The organism is Streptomyces deccanensis (genome assembly GCF_022385335.1).
In the GTDB taxonomy this organism is placed as follows: Bacteria; Actinomycetota; Actinomycetes; order Streptomycetales; family Streptomycetaceae; genus Streptomyces; species Streptomyces deccanensis.
In genome coordinates this window covers 3,161,891-3,179,526 of sequence record NZ_CP092431.1, presented here as the reverse complement: position 1 = coordinate 3,179,526, position 17,636 = coordinate 3,161,891, and the positions used below count along the sequence as shown (strand labels likewise).

The window sequence follows — 17,636 nt, the reverse complement described above, 5'->3', positions numbered from 1 at the left end:
CGTTCGGGGAACGCGACGTCGGACGGCGCACGAAAGGGGAGTTATTCACCCGACAGGCGGGTTTGTTCCCACTGACCAGTCAAAGCGCGGCAGGGGAGAGCCGCAACCGGACCCGGCCTTCACGCATAGCCGCGTAGCCCGCTGCCGGTCACGACGTCGAGGCCGCCGTCGGCGGCGCGGCTGATCGCCACCCAGCGGACGGCGCCCGTGTCGACCCGGACGCTCAGCCGCTCGACGCCGTCGACCCGTACGTCGATCCCGTGGTCCCCCTCCGGCAGCCGGACGGGGACGGAGCGGGCGAGGCCGATCTGCCACCGTGTGCGGACCTCGGGATCGTCCAGGACGACGTCCCCGTCCACCACGACCACGACGTGCTGGCCCTCGAAGCCCTCCTCCAGCGCGATCGTCAGCTCACCCGGCTCAGCCACGGCTCTGCCCTCCGTCGGGGGCCCGTCGTTCGGGCGGGTCGGTAGGTGGCCGTCCCACGTCCGAGAGCGTCTCGCGGGCCCGCGCGTCGACGAAACGGGTCACGAGATGCTGGGCGGCGCCGAAGATGACGGCCCACGCCACGATCTGCGGACTGGAGTCCAGGTAACTCAGACCGGGGATGAACGCACCCCGGATGAGCAGCACTCCGACGAACGCGGTCAGGGCCCCGGTCGGGAACTTCAACAGGGCCGCCGCCAGCGGCAGCATGTACGGCGAACTCGTCCCCTGGATGCGGCGCAGGGAGGCGATGACGGTGAGCGCCGCGCCGGCGAGCCCCGCGGCCTCCACGACGAGGACGTCGACCCGCTGGGCGTAGTCGCTGGGCACCATTTTCTCGTCGTTGCGGTGGACCTCCCCCGACGGGCAGGCGGCGTACTCGCTCCTGTCGGGCAGGAAGCACATGTTCAGGGAGTCGGGGCAGGCCCATCCCCAGGCCGCCAGTCCGCCCGCGCCGAGGAGGACGAAGAACGTCGCGATCCGCAGGATGATGCTGAGGCTGCGCACCCTGCTGAACTCGCCGTCCAGCGCCTCGTAGGAGGCGCTCAGGGCGGAGACGAGGAGTTCACGGTCACCCGGCAGCCGCTCCTCCGCCTCCACGCGTCCCACGGCCGCGGCCACCTTCACCCGCAGCGGGTCGGCCGGGCGGAGATGCTGCTCGACGTGGCTCAGCACGTAGGCGCTGCGGCCGATCAGATCCTGCTCCGAACACAGCCTGAGCAGCATGACGTCGGTCGCGCGCACGTTGGCCCACGTTCGCTCCAGGGCCGCGGCCCCGGTGAACAGACGGCGCCGCGCGGAGACGGCCTCGCGCGCTTCCCGCAGTTGCCGGGCGATCCCCTCCAGCGTCTTCTCCCGCCGGCACCGCTCGACCGGGTCCTCGACCACCCGGCATCCCTCACGGGCCGCCTGCTGCTCCAGATAGAGGATGTGGGCGACGGCACGCTCGCGCCAGGCTGTCCGGTGACCCCGGAACATCTCCTCGGCGGGGCGGGGGAGTTGGGCCACATGCTCCGGCCTGGTCGGTCCGTCGGCGGCGGGGCGCGACGCCCGGTCCCGCGCCGGTGTGCGTCCGAGGACGTGTGCGGCGACCCACGCGAGAGCGACGGCGGCTACGCGGGGCCTCTTCGGGCCGTCGGCGCCGTCGGACCCGTCGGCACCGTCGAAGGCCTTCCCGTTGGTCATCCAGACCTCCAGCAAAGACTCCCCTGCTCAGCGTAGGCCGGACCACCGACGGGTGCACCTACACCCGATGGACCCCCGCGCCTACGCCCCCAGCATCCGCCGCAGCAGATCCCGCAGGGACTCCCGCTCGGTGGTGCTCAGGCCCGCCAGCGGCTCGCGGGCGAAGTCCAGGGACTCGCGGAGGCTGCGGGCCACCCGGCGGCCCTCGGCGGTGGCGGCCGCCAGTTTCACGCGGCGGTCGTTCGGGTCGGGGCGGCGCTCCACCAGGCCCCGGGTCTCCAGGCGGTCCACGATGCCGGTCACGTTCGACGGCTCGCAGCGCAGTTTCTGGGCGAGACGACGCATGGGGAGCGGTTCCAGGGAAAGGAGGCCGAGGAGGCGGGCCTGCGCGCCGGTGAGGCTGTGTCCGGCGGCGGCGTCCTCGTACTCCTCGTGGTAGCGGGCCACCACCGTGCCGATGAGTTCGACGACCTCCATGGTCAACGGGTCGATGCGGGGGGTCGTCTTCTGCGTGGGCATGACGTCGAGGGTACCCCTTTACTTGACAACATGAAATATTCAGGAGCATGGTTGTTTCAGATGCTGAAGTAACCGATCGGTATGTACGCACCGCCGCATGCCCCGCACACCGCAGAAAGGCCCCCCATGTCCGACACCCCCGCCCTCCCCGCCACCAGCCGTGAATGGCACCTGCTGAGCCGTCCCGCTGGCTGGCCCAAGGACGAGGACTTCGCCCTGGTCGAGGCGGAGATCCGGCAGCCCGGCGCGGGTGAGGTCCTCGTACGGAACAAGTACCTCTCCGTGGACCCGTACATGCGTGGCCGCATGAGCGACGCCAAGTCCTACGTCGCCCCCTACGAGCTGGGCAAGGTCATGCAGGGCGGCGCCGTGGGCGAGGTCGTCGCCTCGGCGGCGGACGGCATCGCCGTCGGCGACCACGTGCTGCACTTCGGCGGCTGGCGCGAGTACGCCACCATCGACGCCAAGCAGGCCGTGAAGGTCGACCCGGACGCCGCGCCGCTCTCCACCTACCTCGGTGTCCTCGGCATGACTGGCCTCACCGCCTACGCGGGCCTGCTGCGCGTCGGCGCCTTCAAGGAGGGCGACGCGGTCTTCGTCTCCGGCGCCGCCGGTGCCGTCGGCAGCCAGGTCGGCCAGATCGCCAAGCTCAAGGGCGCCTCACGGGTCATCGGCTCCGCGGGCTCCGACGAGAAGGTCAAGCTCCTCGTGGAGGAGTACGGCTTCGACGCCGCCTTCAACTACAAGAACGGCCCGGTGGCGGAGCAGCTCAAGGAGGCCGCCCCCGACGGCATCGACGTCTACTTCGACAACGTCGGCGGCGAGCACCTGGAGGCCGCGATCGGCGCGCTCAACCTGCGCGGCCGGGCCGTGATCTGCGGATTGATCTCCCAGTACAACGCGACCGAGCCGACCCCCGGCCCGCGCAACATGGCCAAGATCCTGCAGAACCGCCTCCGCGTCGAGGGCGTCCTCGTCGGCGACCACTACGACTTCCAGCCGCAGTTCGTCCAGGAGGTCGGCCCCTGGGTCGCCTCGGGCGAACTCAAGTACCGCGAGACCGTGGTGGAGGGCATCGAGAACACCCTGGAGGCCTTCCTCGGTGTCCTGCGCGGCGACAACACGGGCAAGATGATCGTCAAGCTCTGAGCCCCACCCCGTGACGGTCGCCCGCTCACGGTCGTTGCACAGCGCGGAGTCCGCACCCCTGGACGTGGGGTGCGGACTCCGTCGTGTGCGGTGCCACGAAGCAGTGACGCGTCATGCGTGGTGCTTCAGGGCTGTGACGCCTCATGCGCGATGTTTCACGGCTGCGACGCCAGCGCCGCCGTGTGCACCGCCCGGACCAGCCCCGTGTTCTCCGGGGCCGCCCCGCCCGGGAAGGCCATGCGGCGGCGGGTGTAGCCGTAGGCGAGGCCGCTGCGGGGGTCGGCGAAGGCCTGGGACCCGGCGGCGCCGCTGTGGCCGAACGTGCCGGCGCCGAGGAAGGGGTGGACCAGTTCGGCCGTGGCCTGGAAGCCCAGGCCGAACGCCTTCGGGGCCCGCGAGACGAGGTCGTGGCCGAGGGAGTGCACCTGGCCGAACTCGCCGATGGTGTCGGGCTTGAGCAGCGGCGGCCGCCCGTCGAGCTCGCTGACGGCCGCCGCGTACATCCCGGCGAGCCCCCGCGCCGAACCGACGCCACCCGCCGACGCCTGCCCGCCGGCGCGCACGATCCGCGCGTTGGGGAAGTCCGTCAACTCGCCCGGCTCCGGCACCTGGTTGTTGAACGCGATCGACGTCAGCGTGTGCGGGCCGCTGGGCGCCGCGTCCAGCTCGGCCTGCTGCGCGGGCGTCGGCAGCATCGGCTGCACGGTCCGGAAGCGGGGCTCGTGCTCCTCCGGCAGCCCCAGGAAGAGATCGAGGTCGTACGGTGCGCGGATCCGCTCCTCGTACACCTCCTGGAGCGTGCGGCCCGTCGCCCGCCGTACGACCTCGCCGGTGAGCGCCCCGATGACCAGCGCGTGGTAGCCGAAGGCGGCGCCCGGCCGCCAGTACGGGCGCTGCACGGCGAGGCGTTCGGCGAGGACCCGGTCGTCGGCCAGCTCCTCCAGGGTGAACCCGGCATCGGTGCCGATGAGCCCCGCCCGGTGCGAGATCAGCTCCCGCAGGGTCACCGCCCCCTTGCCCTCGGCCGCGAACTCCGGCCAGTAGTGGACGACTTCACGGTCCAGCTCCAGCACACCGTCCTGGACGAGGAGCGCGACGACGAGATGGGCGGCGCCCTTGGTGGAGGAGAACACGCCGTGCAGCGCTTCGCCGCCCGTCTCCGCCTCCTCGGCGGGGCCGGCCCACAGGTCGACGACCCGCCGCCCCCGCACATACGCGGCCAACTGACCCTCGTAGTCGGCCCGTTCACCGGCCACGAAGGCGGCGAACTCCTCGCGCACCGCCTCGAAGCCCTCGGCCACGGTCCCGTGGACGGCGGCCGTCCGGGTCCCCTCGGTCATGCGCACTCCTCTTCCTCGACCCCGGCTATCTCCACACGGTCAGCAACGCCCGCCCCACCTGCGGGAGTTCCCCCTTCGGATGGGCGCGGAAGAGGGGCTCCGTGCCGAAGAGGACCGCGTTCGGCCCGCTGATCACGGACGGCCGGCCAGCCGCGGCGGCCGGGCCCCCGGAGCCGTCCTCCGACGGCCGCCAGTGCCCCGAGACCAGCGGGTTCCCGGTGCCGTACGTCTGCTCGACGGTCACACCGTCGCCCAGCCCGGTGAACCATACGGGCGCGTAGACGAAGCTGTGGTCCGGCGCGCCGCCGGTCACCGCGCCGCCCGAATTCACCACGCGCACCACGCCGTTGGCGTCCCCGTTGCCCTGCACCGCCGTGGCCTGCAACCGCCCGGTGGCCGAGGCGAGCGCCGCGCCGGCCGCGCCCCGGCCGACCAGCCCGTGTCCGGCGAGGAACCCGGTGAGGGCCGTACGGGCGGACGGGTTCAGAGCGCCGTACGACAGACCGGACGACACGAACAGCACATCCGCCCTCGACCAGTCGAAGCCCGCGTTGAGGATCGACGTCGACACCGGCACCACGTCGAAGCCCATCTCGCGCAGCGCGAAGAGCTCGCCCGCCGTGACGGCCGCGGCCACGCGGGCCGGCCGCAGGGGTGTGCCCTTCAGGCCCTTCAGACCCTTGGCCGCCTCGAAGACCACGTCGTAGGAGCGCGCGAGCACCTCGGCCCTCCGTCGCGCCGAGGACGGCACGAGCGCGCTGCCGTCGGTAGCCTGACGTACGGAAACCCCGTCCGCGAGCAGGGAGTTGAGGGCGGCGATCTCCTGCGGGGAGTCGAGCCGGAGGCGCAGGTCACCGCGCGGGGCGACGTGTCCGACGCGGGCGGCGGACGTCACCGGCCGGGCGGGCACGGCGGACGGGCGACCGCTGTCCGCCGCCACCACGGTGGCGCCCCACAGCCGCCCCAGGCTCCAGCCGGAGATGTCGTACATCACCGAGACCTTGTCGCTGATGTCCCGCCCGTCGGCGAGCAGCACATTGGCCATCCCGCGCTTGGGCTGACGCATGTCGACCAGGTACGAACCCTTCGCGTACGACCGGCCGTCGAGCCGGAAGGCACGGGTCGCGCGCGTCACGCGTACGTCGTTGGCGAGCAGGTGGTCGACGAGTCGCGCGGCGGCCGTGGCGGAGCGCTGCCCGCCGCCCGCGGGGACGACGTAGGCGCGCGGGAACTCGGTCGTGTAGACGTCCTCGGGGCCGATGCCGGGCACTCCGGGCACGGTCTTCTCCGAGACCGGCACCTGGGCGGCGGCCTCGGCACCGCGCCGGAAGACCTCGATCTGGTCGGCGATCAGCGAAGTCCGCTTCTCCCGTACGAAGTCGAGGGTCGCGCGCAGGGCCGCGCCGGCCACGTCGACGTTGATCGCGGAGCGGCGGCGGAGTTCCCCGACCGGCAGCGACTCGTACGCCGCGTTGTTCACCTGGAGCGGGATCTCCACGGTGTGCGCGGCGACGGTGCCGTGGAAGGCGGCGTACTGCGGGGTGAAGATCGGCGGCCAGTCGTCCCACCCCTCCGCCGAGTCGCGGAACGGGATCTGGACCGGTTCGACGCCGTCCTTCGCGGGCGTGTGACCGAGGCCGTTGACGGCCGACTCCATGCGCAGCGCGTTGGCGTAGGTGTTCTTCAGGAACAGGTCGTACTCGTAGTTCTCGCCGTGCGGGGGAGTGGTCGGCTCGATGAGGGTGCCGTTGACGTATCCGTGCAGATCGAGCATCACGGCGGGCTGCTTGTCGATCTGGATCCGCCGCATCGCCCGCACCTCGGGCTGCGAGGCGGTGACGAAGTCCCGGTTCATGTCGAACCCGGCCGCGTTGGCGCGGGTGCCCGCGATCCGGCCGTCCGGGTTGGCGGTGATGTTGAAGTACAGCCGGGAGTGGGCGAGGAGGTCCTTCGTCCCGGCGTCGGTCGCCGTCGCCAGCCGCTCGATCAGCTGGAGGGACGCGTCGGTGCCCTCCCACTCGTTGCCGTGGATGTTGTTGTTGAAGAAGACGGGCGCCTTGTACGTCTTGCGGATCTCCGGGCTCCTGGCGGCCGACCGGGGGGCGGACTCGATGAGTTCGCGCATCCGCGCCTGGGCGCGGGCCTGGCGGGCGGACTCGGGGGCGGTCACGGTGACGAGGTAGAGCCGGTGCCCGCCGGCCGACCTGCCGGCGATCTCCACGCTCACCCGGTCGCCGAGCCGCTGAAGGGCGTTCAGCTTCGGGGCGATGGCGTGGTACGGGGTGAGGCCCAGTTTGAGGGACTTGTCGGCCGGGTTCTCCGGGTCGGGGGAGAGGATCTGCTCGCGCGGGTAACCACGGCTGGAACCAGTCGTGTCGGCGAGGTCCGCGACCGGTGCGGTCAGGGCTCGCCGGGTCACGCTCGCTGGGGTCCGGGCGGCGCCCGACGAGAGGGCAGACCCCTCGCGGACCGGCGGTCTCGGGTCGGCGCCCGCGGGGTGCGGGGCGATCAGCAACGACCCCGTGGTGACGGTGACGGCGACGACGCTGAACAGTGCGGATCTCGGGCCGGGTCTCGGCGGACGCACGCTACCTCCTGGAGTGGGGTTCCTTCTGGAGCGGTTCCTACGACGTGCCGGTGCGGGTGACCACAGGTGGTCTACATGTTCGACTCCCGGGCAACAAGAGGGCCCATACGACACGGAGACCCCGTGACCTAGGAGTTGTCGCTATTTGCCTAAAACCTTTAGGCAGTTGCATAATCGACACCATCGAACGGATCGGAAGGACGGTGGCACGGGCATGGCACGCGCGGGGCTCAGCCCGGAACGTCTCGCCCTCGCGGGCGCCGAGTTGGCCGACGAGATCGGCTTCGACGAGGTGACCGTCTCGGAGTTGGCCCGCCGTTTCGACGTGAAGGTCGCGAGCTTGTACTCGCACGTGCGCAACTCCCAGGACCTCAAGACCCGGATCGCCCTCCTGGCCCTGGAGGAGATGGCCGACCGTGGCGCCGCCGCGCTCGCCGGCCGGGCCGGGAAGGACGCGCTGGCGGCCCTCGGCGACGTCTACCGCGACTACGCCCGCGCGCACCCCGGCCGGTACGCGGCGGCCCAGCTCAGACTGGACCCCCAGGCGGCCGCGGCGAGCGCGGGCGGCCGGCACGCACAGATGACCAGGGCCATCCTGCGCGGCTACGACCTCACCGAGCCGGACCAGACGCACGCCGTCCGGCTCCTCGGCAGCGTCTTCCACGGCTACGTCAGCCTGGAGTCGGCCGGCGGCTTCAGCCACAGCGCCCCCGACTCGCAGGAGAGCTGGGAACGCGTCATCGACGCTCTCGACGCCCTGCTGTGCAACTGGCCGGCCCCGCCCCCCGGTTGACTCCGGGCGCCCCGCCCCGCCGACCACCACCGATCCACCCGTCCCCCACGACGTCAGGTTGAGCCATGACCTCCCCCTGGATCACCACCCCCATCACCGCCGACCTCCTGCGCGGCGCCCTGGAGCTGGAGCGCACCGAACACGGCGTCCTGCCGCACCGGTTGCCCGCACGGGCCCGCGCGCAGTGCGCCGACCCGCAGCTGGCCATGGTCGAGTCCCAGCCCTCCGGCGTCCGCCTGGTCTTCCGCACCCGCGCCACCGCCGTCGCACTCGACGCCCTGCGCACCAAGCGGACCTACGTGGGCGCCCCGCCCCGCCCGGACGGCCTGTACGACCTCCTCGTCGACGGCCGCCCGACCGCCCGGGGCAGCGTGCCGGACGGCAACACCGTGACCATCGACATGACCACCGGCACCGCCGAGCACCGGCCGGGCCCGCCCGGCACGGTGACCTTCACCGACCTCCCCGACGGCCTCAAGACGATCGAGATCTGGCTCCCGCACAACGAGACCACCGAGCTCGTCGCCCTGCGCACCGACGCCCCCGTCGAGCCCGCCCCCGACCGGGGCCGCCGTGTCTGGCTGCATCACGGCAGCTCGATCAGCCACGGCTCCGACACCGCGAGCCCCACCGGCATCTGGCCCGCCCACGCCGCCTCCCTGGCCGGGGTCGACCTCATAAACCTGGGCTTCGGCGGCAGCGCCCTCCTCGATCCCTTCGTCGCCCGCGCCATCCGGGACACCCCCGCCGACCTGATCAGCGTCAAGATCGGCATCAACCTCGTCAACCACGACGTGATGCGGCTGCGCGCCTTCACCCCGGCCGTCCACGGCTTCCTCGACACGATCCGCGACGGCCACCCCACCGCCCCGCTGCTCGTCGTCTCCCCGATCCTCTGCCCCATCCACGAGGACACCCCCGGCCCCAGCGCCCCCGACTTCACCGGCCTCGCCGAGGGCCGCCTCCGCTTCCGCGCCATGGGCGACCCGGAGGACCTCACCCCCGGCAAACTCACCCTCCGCGTCATCCGCGAGGAACTCGCGGCGATCGTCGCCCAGCGCGCCGAGGAGGACCCCGCCCTCCACTACCTGGACGGCCTCGCCCTCTACGGCGACCAGGACGCCACCACCCTCCCCCTCCCGGACGACCTCCACCCCGACGCCGAAACCCACCACCTCATCGGAGAACGCTTCGCGGAGCTGGCTTTCACAGCCAAGGGCGCGTTCGCGCCCTGAAAGGGGCGCGGGGAACTGCGCGAGCAACCACAGACAACGCGCAGTCGCCCGCGCACCCCACCCCCCGAGCTCTCCTGCGCAAACGCCCCGAACGATAAAGTGCGCCCCATGCGCGATCTGAGGGTGGGTTTCCAGTACCTAGTCCAGGGCCAACGCTGGGTGGCCAGGCACGGGAAGCAGTACGGCTTCGGCCTGCTCCCGGGCCTCATCACCCTGGTCCTCTACATAGCCGCCCTCGTGGCCCTCGCCGTCTGGGGCCCGGACTTCGTCACCTGGGCCACCCCGTTCGCCGACGACTGGTCCAGCCCCTGGCCGGGCCTCTTCCGTGGCCTCCTCACGGCCGTCCTGTTCGCCCTGGCCCTCGCCCTCGCGGTCATCACCTTCACCGCCGTGACCCTCCTCATCGGCCAGCCCTTCTACGAGAACCTCTCGGAGAAGGTCGACCGGGACGTCTCACCCGACGGCACCGCCCCGGAGTCCCACCTGCCGCTGTGGCAGGAGCTGTGGATCTCGGCCCGGGACAGCCTCCGCGTCCTCGCACGGGCGCTCGTCTGGGCCGTCCTGCTCTTCGCCCTCGGCTTCGTCCCGTTCATCGGCCAGACGGTCGTCCCGGTGATCGGCTTCTTCGTCACCGGCTTCTTCCTCACCGAGGAACTGACCTCCGTCGCCCTCCAGCGCCGCCGCGTCGAACTCCGCGACCGCCTCGCCCTCCTGCGCTCCCGCAAGACACTGATCTGGGGCTTCGGCACCCCGCTCGGCCTCGCCTTCCTGGTGCCGTTCGTCGCCGTCTTCCTGATGCCGGGCGCGGTCGCGGGCGCCACCCTCATGGCCCGCGACCTGTTGGGCGAGGAGACCACCGGCGAGGACGAGCGCAACCGCGTCCCCGCCGCCGGCCACCCCGCCCACCCGGCCCCGCCCATGTTCCGCAAGCCCGGGCTCGGCGCCTGACCGGGCGTCGCGCCACCGCGCGGCCGTCAGGGTCTCAGGCGCCGGGAGCCGTGGCGTCCAGGGCGACCGACACGATCGTCCGCACCTGGGCGATGATGTCCAGCCGGTTGCGCACGAACTCGGGATCGGTCACCGCCCCCGTCGCCGGGTCGGTGTTGCCGGCCCCGAACTGCAGGACGGGCGTGTGCACATGCCCGCCCGGCAGCGTGGAGCCTAGCCCCAGCCGGTCGCGCAGGAGCGTCGCCCGGTAGGCGATCTCGTTGGAGAGGTAGTCGCCGCCGCCCCCGGCCCGCGCGGTCGAGCCCGGCGTCGGCCCGTCCGGGCGGACGACCGCCACCGTGCCGCCCGCCGGTATCTCGGTCACGCTCCTGTTGTCGTAGACGGGGAAGCGACCGGTGTTCGCGGCGACGATGTCCGCGTACGGCAGGGTCGTGGCCGTCCACTGGGGCTGGGTGGCGGGATCGCCGACCGGGATGGTCTCGGCGCGGCCTACGTTGTCGTTGTCGGCGAAGCCGCCGCGCCAGGCCCCGTTGGTCCGCTCGATGTCGAAACGCCCCACCCGGCCCTGGCTGACGGTCGCGAAGAGATCCACGCGGGGCAACCGCTCGCGCAGCGCGCGCTCGACCGTGCCGTCCGTGAAGTCCTGCCAGCGGACGGGGAAGACGGCGGTCTCGACACGGGCCGGCCCGTCGGCGGTGCGGATCACCGTCCCGTCGAGGGCGAGTGCCGTCGCCCCGGACGGGTTGGAGATCCGTATGTCCCGGTCCAGTGTGAACGGGTCGAACCCGGTGACCAGGACCCGCTTCATCCCCTTGTCGCGGGGCGGAAAGCGCAGGGAGTCCTGCCCGCGCGACGAGGTCTCCAACTCGTCCAGCAGCCGCGCCCTCTGCCGCTCGCTCAGCTCGAACGAGGGCTCAAAGCCCCGCACTTCCCGCGTCATCCCCAACCGCGCCCAGTACAGCGGCCGGTCGTCGTCCCGGCTCAGATCACCGCCCGCCGGGCCCCGCCCCTGCGCCCGGTCCACGGCCCGCGTCCACAGCCGCCCGCCCTGCCGTACGACGATCCGCTCGGCCTGCGCGTACGACCGCGCCCCGTCCAGCGCCCGCGCGAACTCCGCCGCCACGGTGTCGAATCCGGACCGCCGCAGGATCTCCTGCGGCACGGCCCGATCGAGCCGCTGCTCCTCGACGGTGGGGGCCGCGGCCGAGGAGACCGACGCGGCTGCCGGGGGCGACGCGGAGGCGGAGGCGGGGGTGCAGAGCCCGGCGAACAGCGCCGCCAGCCCGATCGTCGCTCCGCGTGCCCGTCGGTAAGTCGTCAGCGAAACCAAGGGAGTTGGTCCTTCCGTCAGGGTCGTGCCGTGGGGTGCCGCTCCGGACGGCGGCAGTATCCCGTGACGGAAGGTGCGCGCGCCATGCCCGACGCCTGGGCGACCGGGCCCTAGCCGGCGTCCTCGCCCAGCAGGGCAAGGAAGTCCCGGAACGCGCCCGGCATGTCCACGGTGCCCGGGTCCAGCAGCCACTGGTACTGCAGGCCGTCCATCACGGCCACCAGCAGTGGGGCCGCGCGCTCCGGTGTGAGGCCGCTCGGGAGGCGGTCGCCGTACTCGGCGCGCAGCACCTCGGCCATGGAGCCCCGCACCCGCCCGTACCGCTCGGTGAAGAACTCGCGCGCGGGATGCCCCTCGGTGACGCTCTCGCCGAGCAGCGCCGAGAAGGTCTGCACGATCCCGGGCCGCATCGCGTTGTACTCGACCAGCGAGCCCAGCAGATCGAGCCGCAGCGGGCTGTCGGGCACGGCGTCCCACCGGTCCCGCTCCCTGAGGACGGCGACGAGCAGCGCCTCCTTGGTGGGGAAGTAGTGCAGCAGCCCCTGCTGGGTGAGCCCGACGCGGTCGGCGACCGCGGCCATGCTCGCGCCCCGGTAACCGCGCTCGGCGATCACCTCCAGCGCCGCCAGCACGATCTCCGCGCGCCGCTCCTCGCCCCTGACGCTCCTGGTCCGACTGGTCCCGCTCATGCCGTCACCGTACGGCATCCGGACCCACCCGACCGCGCCAAAGATAACGGCACCATAACGAAACCTACCGATCTACAGGTAATGCGTGCACGATGACGGAGACGTAACCGGACTCGACGAGGAGGCACCGCGATGGCGGCAACCCCGGGCACCCACCCCACCCCGGCCGACGAGGCCCGCGCGGCGGCCGTGGAGAAGGCCCTCGCCAGGCTGGACATCGACGCCAAGGCGAGGCTCCTCGCCGGCCAGGACATGTGGACGCTGCCCGAGCTCCCCGAGATCGGTCTCGCCTCCCTCGTCATGTCCGACGGCCCCATCGGCGTACGGGGAGTGCGCTGGACCGCCGAGGACCCCTCAGTCGCGCTGCCCTCCCCGACCGCCCTCGCCGCCACCTGGGACCCCGAACTCGCCCGCCGCGCCGGGGTGTTGCTGGCCCAGGAGGCCCGCCGCAAGGGCGTCCACGTCCTCCTCGCCCCCACGGTCAACCTGCACCGCTCCCCGCTGGGCGGCCGCCACTTCGAGGCGTACAGCGAGGACCCCTACCTCACCGGCGAGATCGGCTCGGGCTATGTGGCGGGCGTGCAGTCCGGCGGCGTCGGCACCACGGTCAAGCACTTCGTCGCCAACGACGCCGAGACCGACCGCTTCACCGTGAACAACCTGGTCTCCGAACGCGCCCTGCGCGAGCTGTACCTGGCCCCGTTCGAGGCGATCGTGGCGAACGCCCACCCCTGGGGCATCATGACCGCCTACAACACCGTCAACGGCACCACGATGAGCGAGCACCGCTACCTGGTGAACGAGGTCCTGCGCGGCGAGTGGGGCTTCGACGGCTTCAACGTCTCCGACTGGCTCGCCGCCCGCTCCACGACCGCCGCCCTGACCGGCGGCCTCGACGTCGCCATGCCCGGCCCGGTCACCGTCTACGGCGAGGCCCTGGCCGCCGCCGTCCGCGCCGGCGAGGTCACCGAGGCCGAACTCGACGAGGCGGTCCGCCGCGTGCTGCTGCTGGCCGCCCGCGTCGGCATCCTCGAAGGCGCCGACCCGGTCGTCACCGAACTCCCCGCCCCCGTCGACGGCGACGCCCTGGCCCGCGAGATCGCCCGCCGCTCCTTCGTCCTCGTCCGCAACGAGGCCTCGGACGGCCAGGCCGCCCTCCCGCTCCGGCCGGGCTCGACGGTCGCCCTCATCGGCGCCGCGGCCCGCGACGCCCGGGTCCTCGGCGGCGGCTCGGCCACCGTCTTCCCCGACCACATCGTCTCCCCGCTCGACGGCCTCACCGCCGCCCTCCCCGAGGGCACGCTGACGTACGCCGTCGGCGCGGACCCCAACGAGGAACTGGGCGTCGCCGACAAGGGGTTCACCCTCGAAGCCGTCTGCCGCGACGCCTCCGGCACGGTCATCGGCACCCGCTCCTCGCCCAACGGCCACATCCAGTGGATGGGCTCGGACCTCCCCGACGGCGTCACCCACACCACCCTGCACACCGTCGAGGTGACCGGCACCTTCGTCCCGCGCGAGACCGGCACCCACACCTTCGGCATCAAGGGCCTCGGCGCCTACACCCTCACCGTCGACGGCACCACGCACTTCGACGGTGTCCGGACCACCGACACGGACGACCCCTTCGTGTCGTTCTTCGGCGCCCCCGTCCCGCTGGCCCAGGTCGAACTGACCGAGGGCACCCCGGTGCAGGTCTCCCTCACCCATGTCGTGGAACTCGCCGCCGACGCCCCGATCACGATGCTCGCCTTCACCCTCTGCCACCAGGGCCCGCAGCGCGACCCCGACGACCTGATCGCCGAGGCCGTCGAGGCCGCCCGCGCCGCCGACACCGCCGTCGTCGTGGTCGCCACCACCGAGCGCGTCGAGTCCGAGGGCTTCGACCGCAAGGACCTCCGCCTCCCCGGCCGCCAGGACGACCTGGTCCGCGCGGTGGCCGCCGCCAACCCCGCCACGATCGTGGTCGTCAACGCGGGCTCCCCGGTCGAACTCCCGTGGCGCGACGACGTGGCCGCCGTCCTCCTCACCTGGTTCCCCGGCCAGGAGGGCGGCGCCGCCCTCGCCGACATCCTCACCGGCACCCACGAACCCGGAGGCCGCCTCCCCACCACCTGGGGCACCCTGTCCGAGGCCCCGGTCACCCAGGTCACCCCCACCTCCGGCGAACTCACCTACGACGAGGACGTGTTCATCGGCTACCGCGCCTGGAACAAGGAGAGCAGGACCCCCACGTACCCCTTCGGCCACGGCCTCGGCTACACCGACTGGACGTACGAGTCCCTCGACGTCACCGGCACGACAGCGACGGTCCGCGTCCGCAACACCGGCTCGCGCGAGGGCCGCGAGACCATCCAGCTCTACCTGGCCCCCACGACCCCGGACCCCACCCGCCCGACCCGCTGGCTCGCGGGCTTCGCCACGGTGGAGGCGTCCCCGGGAGAAACGGCGGAGGCCACCATCCAACTCCCACGCCGCGCTTTCGAGATCTGGGACGAGAGCACCAACTCATGGGCACGGGTGGAAGGTTCGTACGACCTGGAGGCAGGCCGCTCCCTGGCCGACCGCCGCCTTACGGCACCGATCCAGGCGTAGGGCAACCCCAGGCTTTCAGGGGCGCGGGGAACTGCGCGACCAGCCCCCACGAACCCGCACCCGACACACCTACGCACGCACCCCGAACCCAAAAACCGTCTCCGACCGATAAACGCCGCCCGGCCGCAACTCCGTACTCGGAAACCGCGGCCGGTTCGGCGAGTCCGGAAAGTGCTGCGTCTCCAGCGCGACCCCATCCCCGGGCCCGTACGCCCCCTCCAGATGATCCGCCGTATAAAGCTGCATCCCGGGCTCGGTCGTGGCCACACTCAACACCCGCCCAGACCCTGCCTCCCCCAACTCGGCAACGACCTCCGCACCGCTCGTAACCCCCTTGTCCAGCACGAAGTTGTGGTCGTACCCACTCCCCACCTTCCGTGCCGAACGGAAGTCGAACCGGGTCCCCTCGACCTCCGCCAACTCACCGGTCGGAATGAGGTCCGCGTCCACCCGCGTCACCCGCGACGCGTCGATCCGCAGCTCATGCCCACCGGCGCTCCCGGAGCCGGCCCCCGCGAGGTTCCAGTACGAGTGGTTGGTCAGGTTCACCACGGTCGGCGCGTCCGTGACCGCCTCGTACGCGATCCGCAGCGCGCCCCCGTCCTCCTCCAGCGTGTACGTGGCGGAGACCTCCAGCCGCCCCGGGAAGCCCTCCTCCCCGTCCGGGCTCACCCGCGTCAGCCGCACGCCGGCCCCGTCCGCGACGCCCTCCGCCTCCCACACCCGCTTGTCGAAGCCGAGCGGCCCGCCGTGCAAGGAGTTCGGCGGGTTGTTGCGCGCCAGCTCGTACACCTGACCGTCGAGGGTGAACCGCCCGCCGGCGATCCGATTGGCGTACCGGCCGATGAGCGCCCCGAAGAACGGCCCCTGATGGCGCAGATACCCGTCGAGGTCGGCGAACCCCAGCACCACGTCGGCCGTCCGCCCGTCCCGGTCGGGCACCTCCACGGACTGCACGATCCCGCCGTACGTCAGGATGCGCACCCGCGTGCCGCCCCGCTCCAGCGTCCACCGGTGCACCGGCGTGCCGTCGGAAAGTGTGCCGAAAAGTTCGCTCATGAGCGAAACCCTAGGTCACGGGAATCCGGGGCCACGACGGAACCCTCGGTCACGACTCCTTGGCGCTGACGATCCGGTACGCGATCTCCGCCAGCCGCGCCTGCCCGTTCACGCTCGGGTGGAACCAGTCCCACTGGCTGAGCTGGGCCTGCCCGAAGCGGTAGTCGAAGACGGCGTCCCCGTCGTACCGGCAGTGGCGGTCCTTCTCGCAGACCTCGCGCAGCACGTCGTTGTACGCCTCCACCCGGTCCTGGACGGTGTCGCGCCGCTCCCCGGCCGCCGTGGTGAGGGCGTCCGGGTCGGCCAGCATGGACGGGCAGATGCCCAGCTTCCACACCTGCTTGCCGACCGGGCTGGTGCGGCCCGCGGACCACAGCCGCTTCAGATCGGGCACGCTCGCCACGAACACCTGCGCCTTGGGCAGCGCGTCCCGCAGCGTCGCCATCGAGTCCTCGAAGTCCGCGCGGAAGTCGGCGACCGGCGTCATGGCGTCGACGGTCGCGCGGCACGCGTCGTTCGCGCCGACCATCACCGTGACCAACTCGGGCTTCCGGGTCGCCGCCCTGGCCATCTGCTGCGGCAGATCGGCCATCCGGGCCCCCGTGACCGCGTAGTTCCAGCTGTGCCGCAGCGCGCCGGAGCGGCCCAGCAGCCGTACGGCGAGACTGTCGACCGAGGCGTCGGTGCCGGTCGCCCAGGACACCTCGGGACAGTCGGAGAGGACCTTGCACGCGTCGAAGCCCCGGGTGATGGAGTCACCCACGGCGACCAGCGACTCGGGGGTGCTGTCCCAGGCGGGCGTGGGCTTCGGCGACGCGGCACGCGGACCCGTCCCCTCGGGGCCGGGGGAGTCCCCACCGGTGGCGTCGCACCCGGTCACGGCCAGCAGGAACGCCGCCGAGACCGCGCCCCACACCGCCCTCGAACGGTGGCGTCGCTTCCGCATCCCCTGGTCCCCTCGGTCGGTCCTACACGTGCAAGTTCCCACCCATGACAACGCGCGGGAGTTCCCGACACGGGAGACCTACGAGAACGCTGCGGCGAAAGGTGCAACTGTTCCGTACCGCACACGCGTCCCCCTGGGTGAAAGAGCGCCGCGTCCTGGCGTCGGCTCCGACGGTACGTCACACTCCTTGCCCCGCCACACGGTAGCCTCGCCACGTGGCCGCCCTGCCACTGCCGATCCGTCGAACGAACAAGATGCCCTGCTCTGTGGAGGCCCCGGTGACGACACGTGGAGTCCTGTACGTGCACTCCGCGCCGCGTGCGCTGTGCCCGCACGTCGAGTGGGCCGTCGCCGGTGTCCTCGGGACCCGCGTGAACCTCGACTGGATCCGGCAGCCGGCCGCCCCGGGCACCTGGCGCTCCGAGTTCTCCTGGCAGGGCCAGGCCGGCACCGCCTCCAAGCTCGCGTCCGCCCTGCGCGGCTGGCACCTCCTGCGCTTCGAGGTCACCGCCGAGCCCTGCGCCACCGCCGAGGGCGAGCGCTACAGCTGCACCCCCGAACTCGGCATCTTCCACGCCGTCACCGGCATCCACGGCGACATCCTCATCCCGGAGGACCGCCTCCGCGCGGCCCTGCTCCGCAGCCAACGAGGCGAGACCGACCTGGAGTCCGACCTCGCGAAGCTCCTGGGCAAGCCCTGGGACGACGAACTGGAACCCTTCCGCTACGCGGGCGAGGGCGCCCCGGTCCGCTGGCTCCACCAGGTGGTCTGACG

Annotated in this window: 15 protein-coding genes; 6 read left to right on the top strand and 9 right to left on the bottom strand. The window is 72.3% G+C overall.

Going from position 1 to position 17,636, the window contains the following annotated elements; all coding sequences use genetic code 11:
- Positions 1 to 119 precede the first annotated feature (119 nt).
- The 3 genes from L3078_RS14215 to L3078_RS14205 form a co-directional block, all read right to left on the bottom strand.
- Entirely contained in the window at positions 120 to 428 is a 309-nt protein-coding gene (locus tag L3078_RS14215) for a hypothetical protein (protein ID WP_239753956.1), read from the bottom strand.
- Positions 421 to 1,671 (bottom strand): hypothetical protein, encoded by a 1,251-nt coding sequence (locus L3078_RS14210; RefSeq protein ID WP_239753954.1) that lies wholly within the window; start codon positions 1,669 to 1,671, stop codon positions 421 to 423. Before L3078_RS14210 ends, L3078_RS14215 begins: the two co-directional genes overlap by 8 nt.
- 81 nt (positions 1,672 to 1,752) lie before the next feature.
- Positions 1,753 to 2,190, bottom strand: a complete 438-nt coding sequence (locus L3078_RS14205) for a MarR family winged helix-turn-helix transcriptional regulator (protein WP_239753951.1) — start codon at positions 2,188 to 2,190, stop codon at positions 1,753 to 1,755.
- 126 nt (positions 2,191 to 2,316) lie between these two features.
- On the opposite strand from L3078_RS14205, the gene L3078_RS14200 reads away from it, so the two are divergent.
- Positions 2,317 to 3,339: an NADP-dependent oxidoreductase gene (locus L3078_RS14200; RefSeq protein ID WP_239753949.1), complete on the top strand. Its 1,023-nt coding sequence runs from the start codon at positions 2,317 to 2,319 to the stop codon at positions 3,337 to 3,339.
- A 155-nt stretch (positions 3,340 to 3,494) separates the two neighbouring features.
- On the opposite strand, the gene L3078_RS14195 is transcribed toward L3078_RS14200, so the two are convergent.
- Complete coding sequence (locus L3078_RS14195) at positions 3,495 to 4,679, bottom strand: serine hydrolase domain-containing protein (protein ID WP_239753948.1); 1,185 nt, start codon at positions 4,677 to 4,679, stop codon at positions 3,495 to 3,497.
- Positions 4,680 to 4,704: 25 nt separating this feature from the next.
- Positions 4,705 to 7,266, bottom strand: coding sequence for a M14 family zinc carboxypeptidase (locus L3078_RS14190; protein WP_239753947.1), 2,562 nt, complete (start codon positions 7,264 to 7,266; stop codon positions 4,705 to 4,707).
- 214 nt (positions 7,267 to 7,480) lie between these two features.
- Between L3078_RS14190 and L3078_RS14185 the strand changes: the two genes are divergently transcribed.
- From L3078_RS14185 to L3078_RS14175, 3 genes are all read left to right on the top strand, one after another.
- Complete coding sequence (locus L3078_RS14185; RefSeq protein ID WP_239753946.1) at positions 7,481 to 8,059, top strand: TetR/AcrR family transcriptional regulator; 579 nt, start codon at positions 7,481 to 7,483, stop codon at positions 8,057 to 8,059.
- 65 nt (positions 8,060 to 8,124) lie between these two features.
- On the top strand, positions 8,125 to 9,294 hold the full coding sequence (locus tag L3078_RS14180) for a GDSL-type esterase/lipase family protein (RefSeq protein ID WP_239753945.1): 1,170 nt from the start codon (positions 8,125 to 8,127) through the stop codon (positions 9,292 to 9,294).
- Positions 9,295 to 9,402: 108 nt separating this feature from the next.
- A complete protein-coding gene (locus L3078_RS14175; protein WP_239753944.1) occupies positions 9,403 to 10,242 on the top strand; it encodes an EI24 domain-containing protein in 840 nt (279 codons plus the stop codon).
- Positions 10,243 to 10,276: 34 nt separating this feature from the next.
- Here L3078_RS14175 and L3078_RS14170 read toward each other — a convergent pair whose 3' ends face one another.
- Positions 10,277 to 11,572 (bottom strand): pyroglutamyl-peptidase I, encoded by a 1,296-nt coding sequence (locus L3078_RS14170; protein ID WP_239753943.1) that lies wholly within the window; start codon positions 11,570 to 11,572, stop codon positions 10,277 to 10,279.
- A gap of 110 nt (positions 11,573 to 11,682) precedes the next feature.
- Positions 11,683 to 12,279, bottom strand: a complete 597-nt coding sequence (locus L3078_RS14165) for a TetR/AcrR family transcriptional regulator (protein ID WP_239753941.1) — start codon at positions 12,277 to 12,279, stop codon at positions 11,683 to 11,685.
- Positions 12,280 to 12,393: 114 nt separating this feature from the next.
- Between L3078_RS14165 and L3078_RS14160 the strand changes: the two genes are divergently transcribed.
- Positions 12,394 to 14,856, top strand: coding sequence for a glycoside hydrolase family 3 protein (locus L3078_RS14160; protein WP_239753940.1), 2,463 nt, complete (start codon positions 12,394 to 12,396; stop codon positions 14,854 to 14,856).
- A gap of 69 nt (positions 14,857 to 14,925) precedes the next feature.
- Here L3078_RS14160 and L3078_RS14155 read toward each other — a convergent pair whose 3' ends face one another.
- Together L3078_RS14155 and L3078_RS14150 are read right to left on the bottom strand one after the other, a co-directional pair.
- The gene (locus L3078_RS14155) at positions 14,926 to 15,915 is read right to left on the bottom strand and encodes an aldose epimerase family protein (protein WP_239753939.1); all 990 of its coding nucleotides are present in this window, start codon (positions 15,913 to 15,915) and stop codon (positions 14,926 to 14,928) included.
- Between the two features lie 49 nt (positions 15,916 to 15,964).
- The gene (locus L3078_RS14150) at positions 15,965 to 16,861 is read right to left on the bottom strand and encodes an SGNH/GDSL hydrolase family protein (protein ID WP_239753938.1); all 897 of its coding nucleotides are present in this window, start codon (positions 16,859 to 16,861) and stop codon (positions 15,965 to 15,967) included.
- 278 nt (positions 16,862 to 17,139) lie between these two features.
- On the opposite strand from L3078_RS14150, the gene L3078_RS14145 reads away from it, so the two are divergent.
- Complete coding sequence (locus tag L3078_RS14145; protein ID WP_239753937.1) at positions 17,140 to 17,634, top strand: DUF3145 domain-containing protein; 495 nt, start codon at positions 17,140 to 17,142, stop codon at positions 17,632 to 17,634.
- The last annotated feature ends 2 nt before the right edge of the window (positions 17,635 to 17,636 follow it).